This is a genomic window from Arthrobacter sp. PvP023 (genome assembly GCF_017832975.1).
Taxonomy (GTDB): domain Bacteria; phylum Actinomycetota; class Actinomycetes; order Actinomycetales; family Micrococcaceae; genus Arthrobacter.
In genome coordinates, this window is the sequence record NZ_JAFIBI010000001.1 from 1040731 (window position 1) to 1058306 (window position 17576).

The window sequence follows — 17576 nt, forward strand, 5'->3', positions numbered from 1 at the left end:
GGCCCGCGCCCTCAAGGACGCCATCGACCGGGGCTCACGCCAATGATCGCGGCCCCGGTCCCGCAGCCGCCTTATTGAAACTCCCACACGGCCTCTGAATACTGGAAGGCAGGCTATTCAGGATCGGGGCGGTGTGGACATGACCAGCGAAGGCAGCGGGGGTGCGTTCAGGCGCCGGGTGGAACGTGCCGCCGAGCTGCGCGCCGTCCGTGCAACCGGAATGTCGGCCCAGGAGGAGGCCGAGCTCGCCGCTGCCGAGGAAAAGGAACGGGAAAAGCGCCGGAAAGTCGATGACGCCAGGAGGGTTGAATACCTGATCCGGGACGCGATGGCCCAGGGGAAGTTCGACAACCTGAAGTACGCCGGCAAACCCATCCCGGGGCTTGGCGAAGGCTACGATCCGGACTGGTGGGTCAAGGGCCTCATCCAGCGCGAGAACATCACCGGCATGGGCCCGAAAGCCATTCTCCTGCGGACCGAGGACGCCGGTCTCGACGCCAGGCTCGATGCCCAGTATTCGGAAAAGCAGGTCCGCGACATCCTGCAGGACTTCAATAAGCGCGTGATCGACGCCCGCCGCCAGCTCCAGGGCGGGCCGCCCGTCATCACCAGGACCCGTGACGTTGACGCCGAGGTGGCGCTTTGGCGCGAACGTCGTGCAGCCGTTGCCGCAGCCGCGCCGCCGCCACCGGAGCCTGAGGTGAAGCGCTCGTGGTGGCGGCGGATCTGGAGCGGCGGAACCTGACGTCCAGCCGCAAGGGCCGTAACGCGTGAACGTCAGATGGTGCGCGGAGCCCGCTCCAGGCTCTCCGTGAGCTCGGCAGCGGTCTGGCGCACCACATACGCCGGGCGGTCGCGCTCAACGCGCCAGCTTTCGGACAAGGGACCGACGTTGACGGAGTCGAAGCCGAACTCGTCGTAGAACCGGGTCACGAGTTCCGCAGCCTCGGGATAGTCGCTGGCCGTGGCAAGGGCCCGGCGGCCTTCCGTGCCGGCCGGCGTTCCGTCAGTCGTGATTTCCCTGGCCATGATGTGGTTGAACCCCTTGGCCACCTTGGACGTGGGGAGGTGCCTCTGCAGCAGCCCGGACGTTGTCTCCTGGCCGTTGTCCAGCTCAGGGAAGCGGCCGTCGCGTTCCCAGTAGTAGTTGTTGGTGTCGATCACGATCTTGCCTTCCAGCGGCTGCGCCGGAACGTCCCCGATACTCTTGAGGGGCACGGTCACGACGGCGAAATCGCCTGCCGCGGCCGCCTCCGCCGCTGTTGCCGCTGTAGCCCGCGGTCCCAGCTCCGCCACGAGGTCCGTCAGCGTTTCCGGTCCGCGCGAATTGCTGATGACTACCTCGTAGCCGAGTTCCACGGCCTTGCGGGCGATCTGGCTGCCAATGTGTCCTGCACCGATGATTCCGATTGTTGTCATATCGGGGCCAACACCAACCCGGCAGGGGATATTTCACAGCGTGCAACAAATCGTTATGCCCGGCATCGGTTCGGTGCCAATCGAGTGAACAGCGGTTCAAAAGAACCTGCGAAGCGCCAGAATGAAGGGACCGGATCCTGGCCCAAGGAGGATGGCATGAACCCGCGAACACGATCCCGTCTCCTTTCCCCTGCCGCCTTCCTCATTGCCGCCCTGCTCGCCGGCTGTGCCCAGCCGGCCGGACCGCCGGAAACGCCGGCCGGAACCGCGAGCGACCTGCCCGCCTCGGTGACGGCAACCGCACCGCCGGAATCGACGCAAGTCCCGGGCGAAACGAAGAGCCCGGACGGGTCCGGGACGTCCGCGGCGTGGACCAGCTACGCGACGGCCGACGGCCAGCTGATTTTCGACCATCCCGCCTCGTGGAGCGTGAAGGACCCGGCCGGCGAACTGGCGGAGGGCGGCGGCGCCTACGCCGAAATCACCAACCCCGCCGGGAAAACGTTGGCCACGCTGCGGACCAACATGGCAACGGGGTCCACCTGCACGGATCGGTTCCCCTACGCCGTCCTGGACTCGCAGGATCTGCCGGCGCTGACGCTGAAGGGGTCCACACCCCGGTTCGTGTATGAGACCCGCGGAACCGCAACGGCACCGGGACCGGCAGATACCCCCGCTGCGGGCTACGGCATCACGTCCGCTCCGCTGGCCTCGGGGGACTCCGCGTGCGCCATCTTCCACTTCTTCACCTGGCCGCCGAACGCCGCCATGTTCGGGGCGTTCTACGACCCGGCGAACAATGAAACGCCGGGGGATCCCTCCCTGCCGTACTTGGAGAAGGCCAAGATTTATACGGAGACCGCGGAGTACCGCGACATCAGGCGGATGATCACCTCGCTGCGGCCTGCGGGCTAGCCGGCCGACTCCACTTTCACCGCCAGTCCTCTTCGAAGTCCGGGTGATCGGCGTAGGGCAGCGCCAGCGCCTTCAGCGAACGCGTGGTCCATTCAATGGCCTCGGGAATCCAGCGGGATTCCTCCTCGAACGGGTCGCTGACCATGGTGGCCAGAGCGGTCTGCCGGGCTGACTCAACGATCCGGATAACCTTCTTCTTTGCCTCGCACTCCAGCAAGAGCCGGTGCTCGTACCATTTCGCTGACTCGGACACCGTGCGGTCGCTGAGGATTTTTAGGGCTGCCGCCTCATCTTCCCTGATGCGCTCAGACAGGAATTCGACAATGTCCACAACGGTTCAGCCGCCGGGCGCCCCGTCCGTGAGGTCGGCGCCTGTGACGTCGGCGCCTTCGGCCGGGTCCTGGGAATGCACCCGGATGTCCCTCGGATCAGCGTTCTCGTCGCCCTCGGCCGGAGCTTCACTGTGGACACGCTCCGACGCGCGTGGGTTCTCGCTCATGTCCGCTCCTTTGCTGTGCTTTGTTCCTGATTTCCGGATCCCCGCTACTGATCATCTAGCTCCCGGTGCCATGGGGCTGTCAAGGACCTTTCCGCCCCTGCCCGCACCGTCGGGGTGGAGGACAATAAGTCCCATCGGAGGACAGCCCAGCGAAGGAGCAGGACAGTGTCAGAGACGAACGGACCACGGCGCGCAGCGCAGCAGATGCAGGAAGCGGCCCGGTACCTTGCCCGTGCCACCAGGAACCTGGACACCCCCTCGGACAGCCACGAAATCCTCCGCAGCCTGACGGAAACCCAGGGCTCCATCGCCCAGGCCATCCGGGAACTGGCTGCTTGGCACCGGGCAGCGGCAGCCGGAACGCACTACTCCCGCCCGCACAATGAAAGTGCCCGCGGCGTGATGACCGCGGTGGCTGAGCTGGACATCGCCGCACAGGAGGCCGACGCCCTCCAGGAGACCCTCAGCCGGGCCCACGGCGGCAGCAGCGTGGTGAACTGGATGGAGACATCCGAACCTGAGGCGCCGGCCCAATGACCGCTGGACGCCGGCAGCCTGTTAACGCAAGAGGACGACGGCGGGAAGTCCCGCCGTCGTCCTCTTGCGTTCCGTTAGTGCCGCTACGCGTGCGCGTAGGTAAGGCAGTCGGCGTTGTCCGCCCCGGGACCCACGCGGACCTCGGGTGCCTTGCACATCAGGTGGTCGTTATGGGCGCATTCCGAGCGCTGGCAGGCTCCGACGTCGGCCAGGACTTTGGGCAGGCCGCCATGGATGCCGGTGTCGATGAAAGTGGCGCATGACGCGTGGTCTTCGCTCCCGCCCACCGTGATGGCGGCGGCGTTGCAATGCGAATGGTCATTGAAGGAACAGTTGGAAACACTGCAGTCGGCGACGTGCGTTGTCATAGGAAGATCCTCCGTGGTTCGGCTGCCCGGGCGGGCGGCTCCCTGCGTCCACGGTAGGCCTGTTCGGTCCGATCAAAAAGACCCAAACGCATGACCTAATTGCGGGGGCTGCGGGCCCTTAGGGCACAACGGCCTATGGTCCGGCAACGCGCCGCTCCCTAGAATTGAGGTAGGGCCGACGGCACGACTCCCGGCACGCCCGGGGGGCCTTCCCAAACCGCCGCCGGCCCCTCAATCTGGATCCGACGAACCACGCCCGGGGAAGGCAGCTACACCAGGCTGTCTTCCTTTTTCTGCGCTGCCGGGGCGGCTGCCGGAGCAGGCGCCTGGTGGTGGAACGGGTTGAAGCGGCTGCGGGACAGTTCACCGAATGCGTAGGCGGTCTCGGCGTGCTCGGACAGATCCACGCCCACGTTTTCCGCTTCCTCGCTGACCCGGAAGCCGAGCGTCTTATGGATGGCGAGGCCGAGTACGGTGGTCACCAGGCCGGAGAGCAGTACGGTGACCAGCACGGCAACCGTCTGGGCCACCAGCTGGTGTAGTCCGCCGCCGTAGAAGAGTCCGCCGCCCTGGCCGTCCACCGGCAGTGCAATGAAGCCAAGTGCCAGGGTTCCGATGAGGCCGCCGCCGAGGTGCACGCCCACTACATCGAGGGAGTCGTCAAGGCCGAACCGGTACTTCAGGTCCACGAAGATGGCGCAGAGGGCGCCTGCCGCAAGGCCCAGGCCGATGGCGGCCACCGGGCTGATGTTGGCGCAGGATGGGGTGATGGCCACCAGGCCGGCCACTACGCCGGAGGCGGCGCCCAGCGAGGTGGGGTGTCCGTGGCGGATCTTTTCGGTGACCAGCCAGCTCAGCATGGCCGCGGCAGGGGTCACCAGCGTGTTGATCCAGATCAGGCCGGCCTGCTCTGCCGTGGTGGCTGCGCCGCCGTTGAAGCCGAACCAGCCGAACCAGAGGATGGCGGCACCGAGCATGATGAAGGGGACGTTGTGAGGGCGGTGGTTGGGGTCCTTGCCGAAGCCCTGGCGCTTGCCAACGATGACGGCCAGGACGAGTGCTGCGACGCCGGAGCTGATTTCAACCACGGTGCCGCCGGCGAAGTCGATGACCTGGCCGAACACGGCGGTGATGGCTCCGTTGGCGCCCAGCAGCCCGCCGCCCCAGACCATGTAGGCCAGCGGGCAGTACACCAGGGTGACCCAGATGGGCACAAAGAGCGCCCAGGAGCTGAACTTGGCGCGGTCGGCGATGGCGCCGCTGATGAGGGCGACGGTGACCATGGCGAACGTGCCCGCGTAGGCTGCCTTGATGAGGTCCGGGGAGCCGATGAGGTTGGTGAGTCCGAAGTTGGCGAACGGGTTGCCGAAGATTCCCAGCACGCCTTCACCGCCGCTCATGGAGTAGCCCCACAGCACCCAGATGACGCCGACGATGCCCGCCGAGATGAAGCTCATCATGATCATGTTGAGCGCCGCCTTGGCCCGGGTCATGCCGCCGTAAAAGAGGCCGAGGCCGGGCGTCATGATCAGCACGAGGGCCGTTGACACCAGCACCCAGACGTTTTCCGCAGTGATTTGCACCTGCGTGTCCCTTCTCATCAAGTCTTCCGTACGGGACCTCGAGTGATTCCGGGCCACGCCCCCGCTCAATGGTTCACGTTCCGTGTTTCCGATAATGGGGCGCTACGTTGCGGGAAAGTTACAGGAACGGACCTTGCGTGAAGATCACATGACCGCTGTGTTTCGGGGATGTTAACGAAGGCGCCCGGATGGGGCGGCGGCATGCTTTTGGCGGGACACGTTTCGGCGAGATGACCGGCTGCTCACCACGCATGGATTGGCGGTTGAGCACCGCTGGGGCCGGTGATGAGCCGGCGTTAAAGCGAGAACGACGGCGGGACGTCCCGCCGTCGTTCTCTGTTGCGTTACCGGGGTGGCCCGGATGGATGAATCGGCCGGCTAACCGGCCAGGCCGGCCACGCCGAAGATGGCCGCAGCGATCGCGAAGCCCATGACACCGATCAGCGTTTCCATGACGGTCCAGGTCTTCAGGGTGGTCTTGACGTCCATGCCGAAGAAGCGGCCCACCAGCCAGAAGCCGGAGTCATTGACATGCGAGACCACCACGGAACCGGCGGCCACGGCGATGACCAGGGCGGCCACCTGCATGCCGTTCATGCCCGCGAGGGCCACCGCGGGAGCGATCAGCCCGGCGGTGGTGGTCAACGCCACTGTCGCGGAACCCTGCGCGATACGCAGGATGGCCGAGATCAGGAAGCCGGCCAGCAGCAGGGGGATGCCGACGTCGCCGAGGACGCCGGCCAGGGCGGTGCCGATCCCGGAGGTGCGCAGCACGCCGCCGAACATGCCGCCGGCGCCGGTGATCAGGATGACGGAGCAGACCGGGCCGAGGGAGGATTCGAGCAGCTTCTCCAAGGTGGCCCCGCGGGAGCCGCGGAGCCTGCCCAGGACGAACATTGCCACCAGTACCGCGATCAGCAGTGCCACCGGCGTTTCACCGAGGGTGCGCAGGATCTGGTACCAGGCTTCGGTCTTTGCCGAGGCCGGAAGGACGCCAGAGGAAGCAAGGGTGCTGAGGCCGGTGTTGAGGAAGATGAGGACCAGCGGAAGGAGCAGGACGCCCACGACCGTGCGGAAGCGCGGCGGGTTTTCCTCGGCGGCGGTGTCGGCGTGGCCCAGAAGTTCCGGGACGGGGAGGACCAGCTTCTTGCCGGTCCACAGGCCGAACAGGTAGGCGGTGACGTACCAAGTGGGAATGGCGGTGATGAGGCCGGCGATCAGGACCAGCCCGATGTTGGCGTCGAAGAAGGTTGCTGCGGAAACCGGGCCCGGGTGCGGGGGCAGGAAGATGTGCATGACGGAGAAGGCACCTGCAGCCGGCAGGCCGTAGCGCAGCACGCCGCCACCAAGCCGGTGGGCCACCGCGAAGACCACGGGCAGCATGACCACCAGGCCGGCGTCGAAGAAGATGGGGAAGCCGAAGATCAGCGAGGCGAGGCCCAGTGCGAACGGGGCGCGCTTCTCGCCGAAGAGGTTGATGAGGTAGTCAGCCAGCGCCTTGGCACCGCCGCTGGTTTCAACGATGCGGCCGAGCATGGCGCCGAGGCCGACCAGCAGGGCCACAGTGCCCAAGGTGCTGCCGAATCCGTTGACCAGCACCGGAACCACCTTGTCCGCCGGGATGCCGGTGGCGAAGGCGGTGGCCAGGCTGATGAGGATCAGGGCGAGCAGCGCATGCATGCGCAGCTTGATGATGAGGAACAGCAGCACCAAGATCGCGGCGCCGGCAATCAGCAGCAGGGGGCCTGCGCCGAGGGTTTGAGTCCATCCTTCGATGGTCATGGTTCTCCTTTGAAACAGATGTGTTGGGGGAGTGGAGCTTGGGGGAGCGGGAGATCAGGAAGCGCAGGGAGCGTTGCCCGCCGGCAGGTGGAGGGCGGCCTTGATGGCCTGGACCAGGTCTTCAGGTGTGCGGGTGATGTCCAGCCGAAGGCTTCCGGCGGCGAGCTCCTCCGGCGTCAGCGGCTCAAGGGTGGCCAGCTGGCTGGGCAGCAGTGTCACCGGCATGAAGTGGCCCTCACGTCCGCGCATGCGCTCGCCGAGCAGGGCGGGATCACCGTCCAGGTGGATGAAGACCACCGTGCCTTCTGCCTCGGAGAGGAGCTGGCGGTAGCTGTGCTTGAGCGCGGAGCAGGTCAGGACGGTGCTTTTGCCTTCCGCGGCCTGGGCGGTCATCCAATCGCGGATGGACTGCAGCCAGGGCCAGCGGTCCTCATCCTGGAGCGGAGTGCCGGCGTTCATTTTGGCGATGTTGGATTCGGGGTGGAACTGGTCCGCCTCGGCCATGTCCCAGCCGAGGTCCTGGGAAAGGGCCCCGGCGATGGTGGACTTGCCGGCTCCGGCGACACCCATGACTACCAAATGCATGGCAGGAAACTTCATTGTTCTACCTCCGTAGAAGACATCGTTGGCTTCGGAATGAAGCTCAGGCCAGCAAGTGAGGCTGGATAGGAAAATAAGATAGCACCATTCGGCGGTATTAGTAGCATCTTTTTGTAACACAGGTCATACCTTTGCCGATTTGTGGCCTAAACTGGAGGCCAGGCGCCACGGCGCAGAGGGAGGCTACAAAGATGTCGACGGCGACAGAGGACCACGCGGGCGCAACCGACGGTGACGCGGCGGTTCCGGCCCTGCACCTGCGGGTACTGGATGCCCTCGGCGAAGCCATCGTTTCGGGTGAGCTGGCCCCGGGCCACCGGCTGACCCTGGACGACCTTCAGCAGCAATACAACATTTCCCGCACCCTTGCCCGGGACACCATGCGCGTCCTGGAATCGATGAACCTGGTCTACTCCCGCCGGCGCGTGGGCATCGTGGTGCAGGACCCCGAACTCTGGAACGTCTTTGATCCCAAGCTGGTGCGGTGGCGGCTCGCGTCCACCCGCCGGGCCGAGCAGTACAGCAGCCTCACGGAACTCCGGATCGCCGTCGAACCCATTGCCGCGGCGGGTGCTGCGCGCCGTGCCGGCGCAGCCGAACGCCGTCAGCTCACGGCGTTGGCTTCAGAACTGCGGCGGCTTGGCGAAGCAGGCGAGCTGGAAGCATTCCTCAAAGCCGACATCGCCTTCCACAGCCTGCTCCTGCACAGCAGCGGGAACGAGATGTTCAAGGCCCTGGACGGCATGGTGGCCGAAGTCCTGTCCAGCCGGACCAAACAAGGATTGATGCCCTTCAAGCCGCGTCCTGAAGCGCTGGCGGCGCACGAGGCCGTGGCGGCGGCGGTTGCCGGGGGCGATGCCGGCACGGCGGAGGCCGCCATGCACCACATCCTCGATGAGGTCCGCACCGCGATGGGGCTGCCGTAGCGCTGGCGTGACGCCGGCTTAGCGGGAGCGTTCCGGCTTAGCGGGAGGGCGCCGGCGTCGGGTTGCTCATGGACGGCGGTGGCGGCGGGAAGGGATTGGCCGGATACAGCCCGGCCACCTGCATCATGTAGTTGGCCCACTGCGGACCGGCGAGCATGTAGCCGTCCACGGACTTGTAGAAATTGCCGTTGATGGTGACGTTCTGGCCGGCCCGTTGCTGGCCTTCCAGGGTGTCTCCAAAGAAGGACGCCGTGGCCAGGCCCGAGGTGTAGCCCGCCACCCAGGTGGCGCCGTTGTTGTTCGACGTTCCCGTCTTGGCCGCCACCGGCACCTTGCTCTGGACCTTCGGGTTGATGTAGACGCCGGATCCCATCTTCAGCACGTCCTGGAGCACAGCGTTGACGCCGCGGGCCACGTCTGGCTTGACGGCGTTGCGGCACTGGGAGGACTCAGACGGCAGGTGGCGCTGCGTCGTGTCAGTCACGTCCGCTATGGCGATGGGCGCGCAGTAGCGGCCGTCATTGGCGAACGTGGCAAAGGCGTTGGCCAGATGCAGCGGAGCCACACCGATGGCGCCCAGCAGGTTGCCGAGCTGGTGCATGTTGATCTGGGCGCCGTCCAGCCCGCTGTGGAGGCCCACGGTATCCACCATCTTCTGGATCCCGCAGAAGTCCAGCTGCGTGGCTTCGGCGAAAGTTGCCGTGTTGATGGAGTTGTACAGGCCGTAGTTGACCGGCATGGGCCGGTAGTAGCCGGGGTCGTTGTTCTGGAGATCGTCGGCCGCGCCCTCGGCCCGCTGGGCCGTGTTGTAGGCGCCCAGCACCTTCCCACAGCTGGACCGCCACGGGAAGCCGAGAGGATAGGTCCGACGGGACGCATCGATCACTGCGTTCAGGGGTTTGCCCTCGTTCAGCCATTCCGCGAAGGTAAACGGCTTCATGGTGGATCCGGGCTGGAACCCGCCGGCCCCGTTGAGGTCATTGCCGTTGGCGTCCTTGGAATCGACGTTGAAGTTCAGTTGGGTATCGAATTTCCCTTCCGCCGGAAGGAAGACCGTGTTCTGCGCCATGGCCAGGATCCTGCCGGACCCGGGCTGGATGGTCACCAGGGCAGCGCCCCATTTGTCCGGATTCGCTCCTGCGGTGGCGTCCACCTGGGCCTGGGCGGCGGCCTGCAGCCTGCTGTCCAGCGTGGTGACGATGGTCAGGCCGCCGCGGTACAGCAGCCTCTCGCGGTCGTTGATGTCCGCTCCGTAGGCCGGGTTGTTGAGGATCAGGTGGGACACGTAGTCGCAGAAGTACGGTGCGGTCACGGCGGCTGCGCAGCCCTGCCGGCCCGGGGTGATTTTCAGCTCCACCCCGGTGGCCGCAGCGGCGTCGTGCTCGGCCTGCGTGATTTTCCCCTGTTCCAGCATGTTGCCCAACACCTGGTTGCGGCGTTGCAGGGAGTTCTCCGGATGCACGGCGGGGTCGTAAAAGCTGGGGCTGTTCACCAGCCCGGCCAGCAGCGCCGCCTGCGGCAAGGTGAGGTCCTTGGCGGAAGCGCTGAAGAAGTGCCGGGCGGCGGCCTCGATTCCGTAGGCGTCCCGGTTGAAGAACACGATGTTCAGGTAGCCTTCGAGGATTTGGTCCTTGGTGTATTTCTTCTCCAGTTCGATGGCCAGCTTCATCTCACGAATCTTGTCGCCAACGCTCTTCTGGCCGCTGAGGATGACCTGCTCGCCTTGATCCGCGGAAAGAAACGATTCATTGACGACGTTGGTGACGTACTGCTGGGTCAGCGTTGACGCGCCCTGACGGCCGCCCTGGGTGACGTTGAACGTCAGCGCCCGGAGGATGCCCTGCGGGTCAACGCCGCCATGTTCGTAGAAGCGGCTGTCCTCGATCGCGACGATCGCGTCCTTGATGAACGGCGACATCTGCTCGAGGGTGACCCGCACCCGGTTCTCCGCGTAGAAGGAGGCGATGGGCTGGCCGTCCGCGGTCACCATTTTGGTGGCCTGCGACGGAGGATCGACCGTGAGGTCACCCGGCAGGCTGTTGAAGAACGTGATCGAATTGCTGATCGTCACCCCTGCCGCCGCGACGCTGGGTGCCACCAGGCTGGCGGCCAGGACCCCGCAGACGGCGCTCACGGCAACAAATCCGATCAGCCTTCCCAAGGCTGCGGCCAGACGGGAACCCCATCGCTTCTTCGGTGCCATTTTTCCAGCTATCACGCGTGCCAGTGCTTCAAGGCTACGCCGGGCCGCCGCCCGCCGGACAGAGTCCTACTGCCCTACCGCCGCAAGGGGGCCGCTCAATAGCTGGCCGGGGTTTGGGGCGGCTTTACCACCGGCTCCGGAGGGATGAATTCGGCAGCGAGTGCCTCGGAGCCGCGGGCCAGGATGGCGACGTCGGCGCCCACCAGCACAAAGGAGGCGCCGGCCGCGAGGTAGTTGCGGGCGGTGTCTGGGTTGAAGGCGTTCACGCCGGCCGGTTTGCCGGCCGTCTTGGCGGCAGCAATGCAGTGTTCGACGGCGGCACGCACCTCGGGGTGTTCCTGCTGTCCCAGCAGGCCCATGGAGGCGGCGAGGTCGGAGGGCCCCAGGAAGATGGCGTCCACGCCGTCGACCGCCAGGATGCTTTCCACGGCCGCGACGGCGGCTTCGGATTCGATCTGGACGGTGACGCTGATGGTTTCGCTGGCGCGTGCGAGGTAGTCCGGGATGCGGTTCCAGCGCGAGGCGCGGGCCAGGGCTGAGCCCACACCGCGGACGCCGTGCGGCGGGTAGCGGGTGGCGGCCACCGCGGCTTCGGCTTCGGCGGCGGAGTTCACCATGGGGACCAGCAGGTTCTGAACGCCGAGGTCCAGGTACTGCTTGATCAGCACGGTGTCATTGACCGGCGGCCGGACCATCGCCTGGACGGGGTAGCCGCGGACGGCCTGCAGTTGGGCGAGGACGGATTCGAGTCCGTTGGGGCTGTGCTCGGCGTCGATCAGCAGCCAGTCCAGGCCGGCGCCGGCGCACAGCTCGGCCACCAGTGGGCTGCCGGAGCAGACCCACATGCCCGTCAGCGGACGGCCTGCTTTACCGTTGTGATTGGCCAGGGCGTCGCGGAACGTGGCGTCCGGTTCTACTCGAAGCGGCATGTGACACTCCCCAGGGGGCCGTAGTCGGCGTGGACGGTGTCGCCCTTGTATACCCAGAGCGGGCGGGTGAAGGAGCCGGCCAGGATGATGTCCCCGGCCTTCATGCCGTCACCGTGGGCGGCGATCTTGTTGGCCAGCCAGTGCACTCCGTTGGCGGGGTGGTCCAGAACCCCCGCCGCCACGCCCGTTTCTTCAACGGTCTGGTTCTTGTAGAGGATGGCCGAGATCCAGCGGAGGTCCACGGCGTCGGGCTTCACCGGACGGCCGCCCACCACCATGGCGCCCATCGCGGCGTTGTCCGCGATGGTGTCCACGATGGTCCGGCCCTCCATTTCGATCCGGGAGTCCAGGATCTCGAGGGCCGGAACCACGTAGTCGGTGGCGTTCAGGACGTCGAAGATGGTGCAGCCGGGGCCTTTGAGCCCGTCTTTCAGGACGAACGCCAGCTCCACCTCCACCCGCGGATGCGTGTACCGGTCCCACTGCACCGAGCAGCCGGTTTCGAGGACCATGTCATCGAAAATGGCGCCGTAGTCCGGTTCGGTGATGCCGGTGGCGGCCTGCATCGCCTTGGAGGTGAGGCCGATCTTGCGGCCCACGAGTTTCCGGCCGGCGTCCTCGTTGCGGTTCCGCCAGAGCTGCTGGACGGCGTAGGAGTCCTCCACCGTCATCTCCGGGTAGCGGGACGTCAGCCGCGGCACCGGCTTCCGGTTCCGGCCGGCTTCCAGCAGCTCGTCCGCGATGGCTTCGATCGTCTTGGCATCCAGCATGGCTACAGCTGCGCTCCAAGCTTGAAGCCGGTCCGGTCACCTTCGGGGGAGCCGTCCTTGCGGGTGTAGGAGAAGCCGTCGGCACCCACGGTGACGGCCATTTCCGAGGCGTCGGTGCGCTGGATGACGGGCTGGGGGTTGCCGTCGAGGTCCAGGACAAGGGAGGCCTCGGTGTACCAGGAGGGGACTACCGGGTTGCCCCACCAGTCGCGGCGCTGGTTGTCGTGGACGTCCCAGGTGATGGTGGGGTTGTCCGGATCGCCGGTGTAGTAGTCCTGGGTGTAGATCTCGATGCGGTGCCCGTCCGGGTCCAGGATGTAGAGGTAGAAGGCGTTGGAGACGCCGTGCCTGCCGGGGCCGCGTTCGATCCGGTCGCTGATGCGCAGGGCGCCCATCTTGTCGCAGATCTGGATGATGTTGTGCTTCTCGTGGGTGGCGAAAGCGACGTGGTGCATGCGCGGGCCGTTGCCGCCGGTCAGCGCGGTGTCGTGGACGGTCTGCTTGCGGTGCATCCACACGGCGTAGGAGACGCCGTCGGAGTCCTGGATGTCCTCGGAGACACGGAAACCGAGGTCCTCGAGGTACTTGCGGCCGCGGGGAACGTCCGGGGTGACCTGGTTGAAGTGGTCCAGCCGGACCAGTTCGCCGGCGGAGTAGAGGTCGTAGCGCTGGGTGAGGCGCTCCACGTGCTCCACGTCGTAGAAGAATTCGTACGGGAAGCCCAGCGGGTCCTCCACCCGCACGGAGTCGCCGATGCCCTTGGTGAAGCCTTCCTTGCGGCGCTCCACCCGGCAGCCGAGTTCCTTGTAGTACGCTTCGGCGGCGTCCACCTCGGCGGGGGACTTCACCCGGTAGGCGAACGCTGCGACGGCGGCGATGGGTCCCTTGCGGAGCACCAGGTTGTGGTGGATGAACTCCTCGAGGGAGCGCAGGTAGATGTTGTTCTCGTCCTCCTCGGTGACGTGCAGGCCGAGGAGGTCAACGTAGAACTCGCGGGATTTGGCGAGGTCCGTGACGACGATCTCCATGTACGCGCAGCGGACGATGTCAGGAGCCGGAACGGAGGGCTTGGGGATGACGTTGCTCATGGTTTTCTCTCTTCTTTGAAAGGGGACCTGGTGGTCTTGGTGGGCCGGGACTAGGCGCCGAATTTGGGGGTGTGGACGGTACCGAGGGTGATGTGTACGGCCTGCTGGTCGGTGTAGAAATCGATGGAGCGGTAGCCGCCCTCGTGGCCCAGGCCGGAGGCCTTGACGCCGCCGAACGGGGTGCGGAGGTCGCGGACGTTGTGGCTGTTCAGCCACACCATGCCGGCCTCGACGTTCTGCGAGAAGTTGTGCGCGCGGGTGAGGTTCTGCGTCCAGATGTAGGCCGCCAGGCCGTACTTGGTGTTGTTCGCCAGGGCGAGGGCTTCGTCGTCGTTCTCGAACGGGGTGATGGCGACAACGGGGCCGAAGATCTCCTCCTGGAAGATCCGTGCGTCCGGGGCGACGTCGGCGAACACGGTGGGGGCGATGTAGTTGCCTTCCGGGAGGCCTTCGGGACGGCCGCCGCCAGCTAGGAGCCGGCCTTCGGACTTGCCGATCTCCACGTAGGAGGCCACCTTGGCGAAGTGCTCCGGGTGGACCAGGGCACCCACCTGGGTCTTGGGGTCATGGGGATCGCCGACGACGATGTTCTTGGCGCGGGCGGCGTACTTTTCGCAGAACTCGTCGTAGATGGCGCGTTCGACGAGGATGCGGGAGCCTGCGGTGCAGCGTTCGCCGTTGAGGGAGAAGACGCCGAACAGGGCTGAATCGATCGCGGCGTCGAGGTCGGCGTCGGCGAACACAACGCAGGGGGACTTGCCGCCGAGCTCCATGGAGAGGCCCTTGAGGTTGGCGGCGGCGTTGCGGAAGATCGTCTGGCCGGTGGTGGTCTCGCCGGTGAAGGAAATCAGGGGCACGTCCGGGTGCTTGACCAGGGCGTCGCCGGCTTCTTCGCCGAGGCCGTTGACCAGGTTGAACACACCGTCGGGAAGTCCTGCATCCTTGAAGATCGTGGCCCACAGCGATGCTGACAGCGGAGTGAATTCGGCCGGCTTGAGGACCACGGTGTTGCCGGTGGCCAGTGCCGGGGCGAGCTTCCAGGACTCCAGCATGAACGGGGTGTTCCACGGGGTGATGAGGCCGGCGACGCCGATCGGCTTGCGGTTCACGTAGTTGATCTGCGAGCCCGGGACCTTCATGGCGTCGTCGAACTGGGCAACGATCAGGTCCGCAAAGAAACGGAAATTCTCCGCCGCGCGGAGGGCCTGGCCTTTGGCCTGGGTGATGGGGAGGCCGGTGTCGAAGGTCTCGAGTTCGGCGAGGCGCTCCTCCTGGGCTTCGACGGCGTCCGCGATCTTGTTCAGGATGCGGGCGCGTTCGCGCGGCTTCATCTTCGGCCACGGGCCGTTGACGAAGGCTTCGCGGGCTGCGGCGACGGCCAGGTCAATGTCCTCTTTCTGGCCGGCGGCGGCGGTGGCGTAGTTGGTGTTGGAAACCGGGTCCAGGACGTCGAAGGTCTTACCGCCCACGGAGTCAACGAATTCACCGTTGATGTAGTGCTGGATGTGGGTGGGAAGGTCCTGCGGTACGTAGTGGGTGGTTTCTGCGGCAGTGAACGTCATTGTTTTTCCTTACTGCTGTGCGGTCTGTTGTTCGGTGGAGGTAGCTTGCGCCAGGTAGGCATCCAGGGTGGCGCTCCGGTGCAGGCGGGCCGCCTTTTCGATGTCGTCGGCCGTGGCGCCGGTTTCAATGAGCCGGAGCAGGGCCTCGTGTTCGTCCACCGAGTCACGGGCGCGGCCCGGGACGAAGCGGAACGTGGAGGACCGCAGCGACGCGAGCCGGTTCCAGCCCCGGTGGACGAGGTCCAGGATGTGCGGGTTGGGGCAGTGCTCGAACAGGACGCTGTGGAAGTCCTGGTTGAGCCGGGTGAAGCGGACGGGGTCGAAGTGCTCCAGGCATTCGCGCATTTCCTCGTTCACTGCCCGGGCCCGGGCCACGTCCGCCGCACCGATGAGCGGAGCCGAGAGAGCCGTGGCGGCACCTTCGACGATGCTCAGGGTCTGCATCGTGTAGAGGTACTCCGTGGGGTCGATGCCGGACACGGTGGCGCCGACGTTCCGCTCGAACGTGACCAGCCCTTCGGCCTCGAGGCGGCGGATGGCTTCGCGGACGGGCACCACGCTGACGCCAAGGTCCTCGGCGATTTTCGCCAGCACCAGCCGGTAGCCGGGGGAGTAGGTGCCGTCCACGATCCGGGCCTTGACGGCGGCGTACGCCTGCTCGGACTTACTGCCGGCCATCACTATTTCAGTCATGTGCGGGGCCTTCCCATTCTTCATACCTGGCCCGCCATTCGGAGTTCAACGGGTAGAGGCCGTCCACGCTGTGGCCCTGCTGCACCATCTCGGCAATGAAGGTTTCCTCGCGTTCCTGGGCGATGGAATCGTCCGCGAGTTCTTCGGCCAGTGCCGGCGGTATCACCAGGATGCCGTCCGCGTCCGCCACGATGATGTCCCCGGGCTGCACGGTGGTGCCGCCGCAGGCGATCGTGATGTCCGTGTCCCACGGGATGTGCCGGCGCCCCAGCACGGCCGGGTGCGGGTTGGAATAGTAGGTGGGCATGTCCATGGCGGCCACCGCGGAGAAGTCTCGGACACCGCCGTCGGTGATGACGGCGGCGGCGCCGCGGACCTGGGCGCGGAGGGCCAGGATGTCGCCGATGGTGCCGGTGCCCTTTTCGCCGCGGGCTTCCATCACCAGGATTTCGCCCTCGTTGACCGAGTCGATGGCCTTCTTCTGGGCGTTGAAGCCGCCGCCGTGGGTCTTGAAGAGGTCCTCGCGGTTGGGCACGTAGCGCAGGGTCCGGGCCAGGCCCACGATCCGCTTGTCCGGGCGGGTGGAGGTGAGGCCGTCGATGCTGACGTTGTTCAGGCCGCGTTTGCGCAGCTGGGAGGACAGGGTGGCAGTGCAGACGCTTTCCAGCTTGGCCTTCAGTTCCGGCGGGAGGACGGGCCCGACGGCGGCAAGCCCGGCCGCTTCCCGCGAACCGTACGCTTCCTCCCGCTGGAGGTCATCGGTCCTGGGCCGGGCGCCGAAGTCCGCGAACGGCGTCGTGCCTTCCTCCACCCGGGTGGCCAGGCGGCCGGTGGACAGGCCACCGCCGGCGGCGCCCGCCGTCGTACTGGTGCTGACTTCAACCTCGACGACGTCGCCCGGCCTGGCGACGGAGGCGCCGGCCGGCGTGCCGGTCAGGATGATGTCGCCCTCTTCGAGGGTGAGGAGCTGGGAGAGGTCCGCAATAAGCCGGGCGAACGGGAAGAGGAGGTCCCCGGTGGTGTCGTCCTGGACAAGTTCGCCGTTGTGCCAGGTGCGGATGCGGAGTTCTGCGGGGTTGACGGCGTCCGCTGCGATCAGTCCCGGGCCGACCGGCGTGAAACCGTCCCCGCCCTTGGACCGGAGGTTGGAGCCCTTGTCCGCGTAGCGGAGGTCGTAGACGCCGAGGTCGTTGCTGGCCGTGACCCACTCGACGTGGCTCCAGGCGTCCTCGACGCCCACACGGCGGGCCGGCTTGCCGATGATCAGGGCGATCTCGCCTTCGTAGCCGAGGAGTTCACATCCGGCCGGGCGTTCCACCGTTGAAGGGGCTTCCGCCGACCCTGTCGCCAGGGACGAGGACGGCTTCAGGAAGTAGGAGGGCTGCTCCGGAGTGCGGCCGCGCTGGGCCGCCCGGCTGGGGTAGTTGATATGCACCGCGATGACTTTGCGGGCCGCGGCCAGGATGCGGTCGGTGACCTGTTCCAAGAGTTACTCCTCATCGAGTACGAAATCGTATACGATAACTATCACTCAGGGAGCGTGGAACGTCAACCCTTTGTTTTCAGGGAGTTTTCCGGGCTGCTTGTAACGCAGGTCATATCTGCGTACAGTTTTGAAAGAGCATAGATTTCTATTATCGAACACTTAGTTCGAATATCGAATACAGAAGACGGCGATCCGCCGCCCACAATGAAGTGAGGA

At 66.1% G+C, this 17576-nt stretch carries 18 protein-coding genes; 4 read left to right on the forward strand and 14 right to left on the reverse strand.

Features of this window, described 5'->3' with window-relative positions; all coding sequences use genetic code 11:
- The first annotated feature begins 139 nt into the window (after window positions 1-139).
- Window positions 140-745, forward strand: coding sequence for a DUF1992 domain-containing protein (locus tag JOE31_RS04840; RefSeq protein WP_209748143.1), 606 nt, complete (start codon window positions 140-142; stop codon window positions 743-745).
- A gap of 32 nt (window positions 746-777) precedes the next feature.
- Here JOE31_RS04840 and JOE31_RS04845 read toward each other — a convergent pair whose 3' ends face one another.
- Complete coding sequence (locus tag JOE31_RS04845) at window positions 778-1419, reverse strand: NADPH-dependent F420 reductase (RefSeq protein WP_209742394.1); 642 nt, start codon at window positions 1417-1419, stop codon at window positions 778-780.
- 156 nt (window positions 1420-1575) lie between these two features.
- Between JOE31_RS04845 and JOE31_RS04850 the strand changes: the two genes are divergently transcribed.
- Window positions 1576-2334: a hypothetical protein gene (locus JOE31_RS04850; RefSeq protein ID WP_209742395.1), complete on the forward strand. Its 759-nt coding sequence runs from the start codon at window positions 1576-1578 to the stop codon at window positions 2332-2334.
- 16 nt (window positions 2335-2350) lie between these two features.
- Here the strand turns inward: JOE31_RS04850 and JOE31_RS04855 are convergent, their stop codons facing one another.
- Both JOE31_RS04855 and JOE31_RS04860 read right to left on the reverse strand, forming a co-directional pair.
- Window positions 2351-2665 (reverse strand): DUF6221 family protein, encoded by a 315-nt coding sequence (locus JOE31_RS04855; RefSeq protein WP_209742396.1) that lies wholly within the window; start codon window positions 2663-2665, stop codon window positions 2351-2353.
- Window positions 2666-2671: 6 nt separating this feature from the next.
- Complete coding sequence (locus tag JOE31_RS04860) at window positions 2672-2833, reverse strand: hypothetical protein (RefSeq protein WP_209742397.1); 162 nt, start codon at window positions 2831-2833, stop codon at window positions 2672-2674.
- 165 nt (window positions 2834-2998) lie between these two features.
- Between JOE31_RS04860 and JOE31_RS04865 the strand changes: the two genes are divergently transcribed.
- Window positions 2999-3370 carry a hypothetical protein gene (locus JOE31_RS04865; RefSeq protein ID WP_209742398.1) on the forward strand — a complete coding sequence of 124 codons (372 nt, stop codon included), beginning with the start codon at window positions 2999-3001 and terminating at the stop codon, window positions 3368-3370.
- Between the two features lie 83 nt (window positions 3371-3453).
- On the opposite strand, the gene JOE31_RS04870 is transcribed toward JOE31_RS04865, so the two are convergent.
- The 4 genes from JOE31_RS04870 to JOE31_RS04885 all read right to left on the reverse strand — a co-directional run bounded on the left by JOE31_RS04870 (window position 3454) and on the right by JOE31_RS04885 (window position 7703).
- Window positions 3454-3738, reverse strand: a complete 285-nt coding sequence (locus tag JOE31_RS04870) for a DUF1540 domain-containing protein (protein WP_011693356.1) — start codon at window positions 3736-3738, stop codon at window positions 3454-3456.
- Window positions 3739-4007: 269 nt separating this feature from the next.
- Entirely contained in the window at window positions 4008-5321 is a 1314-nt protein-coding gene (locus JOE31_RS04875) for an ammonium transporter (protein WP_307864370.1), read from the reverse strand.
- A gap of 378 nt (window positions 5322-5699) precedes the next feature.
- Window positions 5700-7103 carry a GntP family permease gene (locus JOE31_RS04880; RefSeq protein WP_209742400.1) on the reverse strand — a complete coding sequence of 468 codons (1404 nt, stop codon included), beginning with the start codon at window positions 7101-7103 and terminating at the stop codon, window positions 5700-5702.
- A 54-nt stretch (window positions 7104-7157) separates the two neighbouring features.
- The gene (locus tag JOE31_RS04885) at window positions 7158-7703 is read right to left on the reverse strand and encodes a gluconokinase (RefSeq protein WP_209742401.1); all 546 of its coding nucleotides are present in this window, start codon (window positions 7701-7703) and stop codon (window positions 7158-7160) included.
- 191 nt (window positions 7704-7894) lie between these two features.
- Between JOE31_RS04885 and JOE31_RS04890 the strand changes: the two genes are divergently transcribed.
- Complete coding sequence (locus JOE31_RS04890) at window positions 7895-8629, forward strand: FadR/GntR family transcriptional regulator (RefSeq protein ID WP_209742402.1); 735 nt, start codon at window positions 7895-7897, stop codon at window positions 8627-8629.
- A 37-nt stretch (window positions 8630-8666) separates the two neighbouring features.
- Here JOE31_RS04890 and JOE31_RS04895 read toward each other — a convergent pair whose 3' ends face one another.
- The 7 genes from JOE31_RS04895 to JOE31_RS04925 all read right to left on the reverse strand — a co-directional run bounded on the left by JOE31_RS04895 (window position 8667) and on the right by JOE31_RS04925 (window position 17360).
- The gene (locus JOE31_RS04895; RefSeq protein ID WP_209742403.1) at window positions 8667-10832 is read right to left on the reverse strand and encodes a transglycosylase domain-containing protein; all 2166 of its coding nucleotides are present in this window, start codon (window positions 10830-10832) and stop codon (window positions 8667-8669) included.
- Between the two features lie 95 nt (window positions 10833-10927).
- Window positions 10928-11761 (reverse strand): HpcH/HpaI aldolase/citrate lyase family protein, encoded by an 834-nt coding sequence (locus JOE31_RS04900; protein WP_209742404.1) that lies wholly within the window; start codon window positions 11759-11761, stop codon window positions 10928-10930.
- Window positions 11746-12531 (reverse strand): 2-oxo-hept-4-ene-1,7-dioate hydratase, encoded by a 786-nt coding sequence (gene hpaH, locus JOE31_RS04905; protein WP_209742405.1) that lies wholly within the window; start codon window positions 12529-12531, stop codon window positions 11746-11748. The genes JOE31_RS04900 and hpaH overlap by 16 nt, the downstream gene beginning before the upstream one ends.
- A 2-nt stretch (window positions 12532-12533) precedes the next feature.
- Window positions 12534-13619 carry a 3,4-dihydroxyphenylacetate 2,3-dioxygenase gene (hpaD, locus tag JOE31_RS04910; RefSeq protein ID WP_209742406.1) on the reverse strand — a complete coding sequence of 362 codons (1086 nt, stop codon included), beginning with the start codon at window positions 13617-13619 and terminating at the stop codon, window positions 12534-12536.
- Between the two features lie 50 nt (window positions 13620-13669).
- Window positions 13670-15181, reverse strand: coding sequence for a 5-carboxymethyl-2-hydroxymuconate semialdehyde dehydrogenase (gene hpaE / locus JOE31_RS04915; RefSeq protein ID WP_209742407.1), 1512 nt, complete (start codon window positions 15179-15181; stop codon window positions 13670-13672).
- 9 nt (window positions 15182-15190) lie between these two features.
- The gene (locus JOE31_RS04920; protein WP_209742408.1) at window positions 15191-15874 is read right to left on the reverse strand and encodes a GntR family transcriptional regulator; all 684 of its coding nucleotides are present in this window, start codon (window positions 15872-15874) and stop codon (window positions 15191-15193) included.
- A complete protein-coding gene (locus JOE31_RS04925) occupies window positions 15867-17360 on the reverse strand; it encodes a fumarylacetoacetate hydrolase family protein (protein ID WP_209742409.1) in 1494 nt (497 codons plus the stop codon). Before JOE31_RS04925 ends, JOE31_RS04920 begins: the two co-directional genes overlap by 8 nt.
- Window positions 17361-17576: the final 216 nt, after the last annotated feature.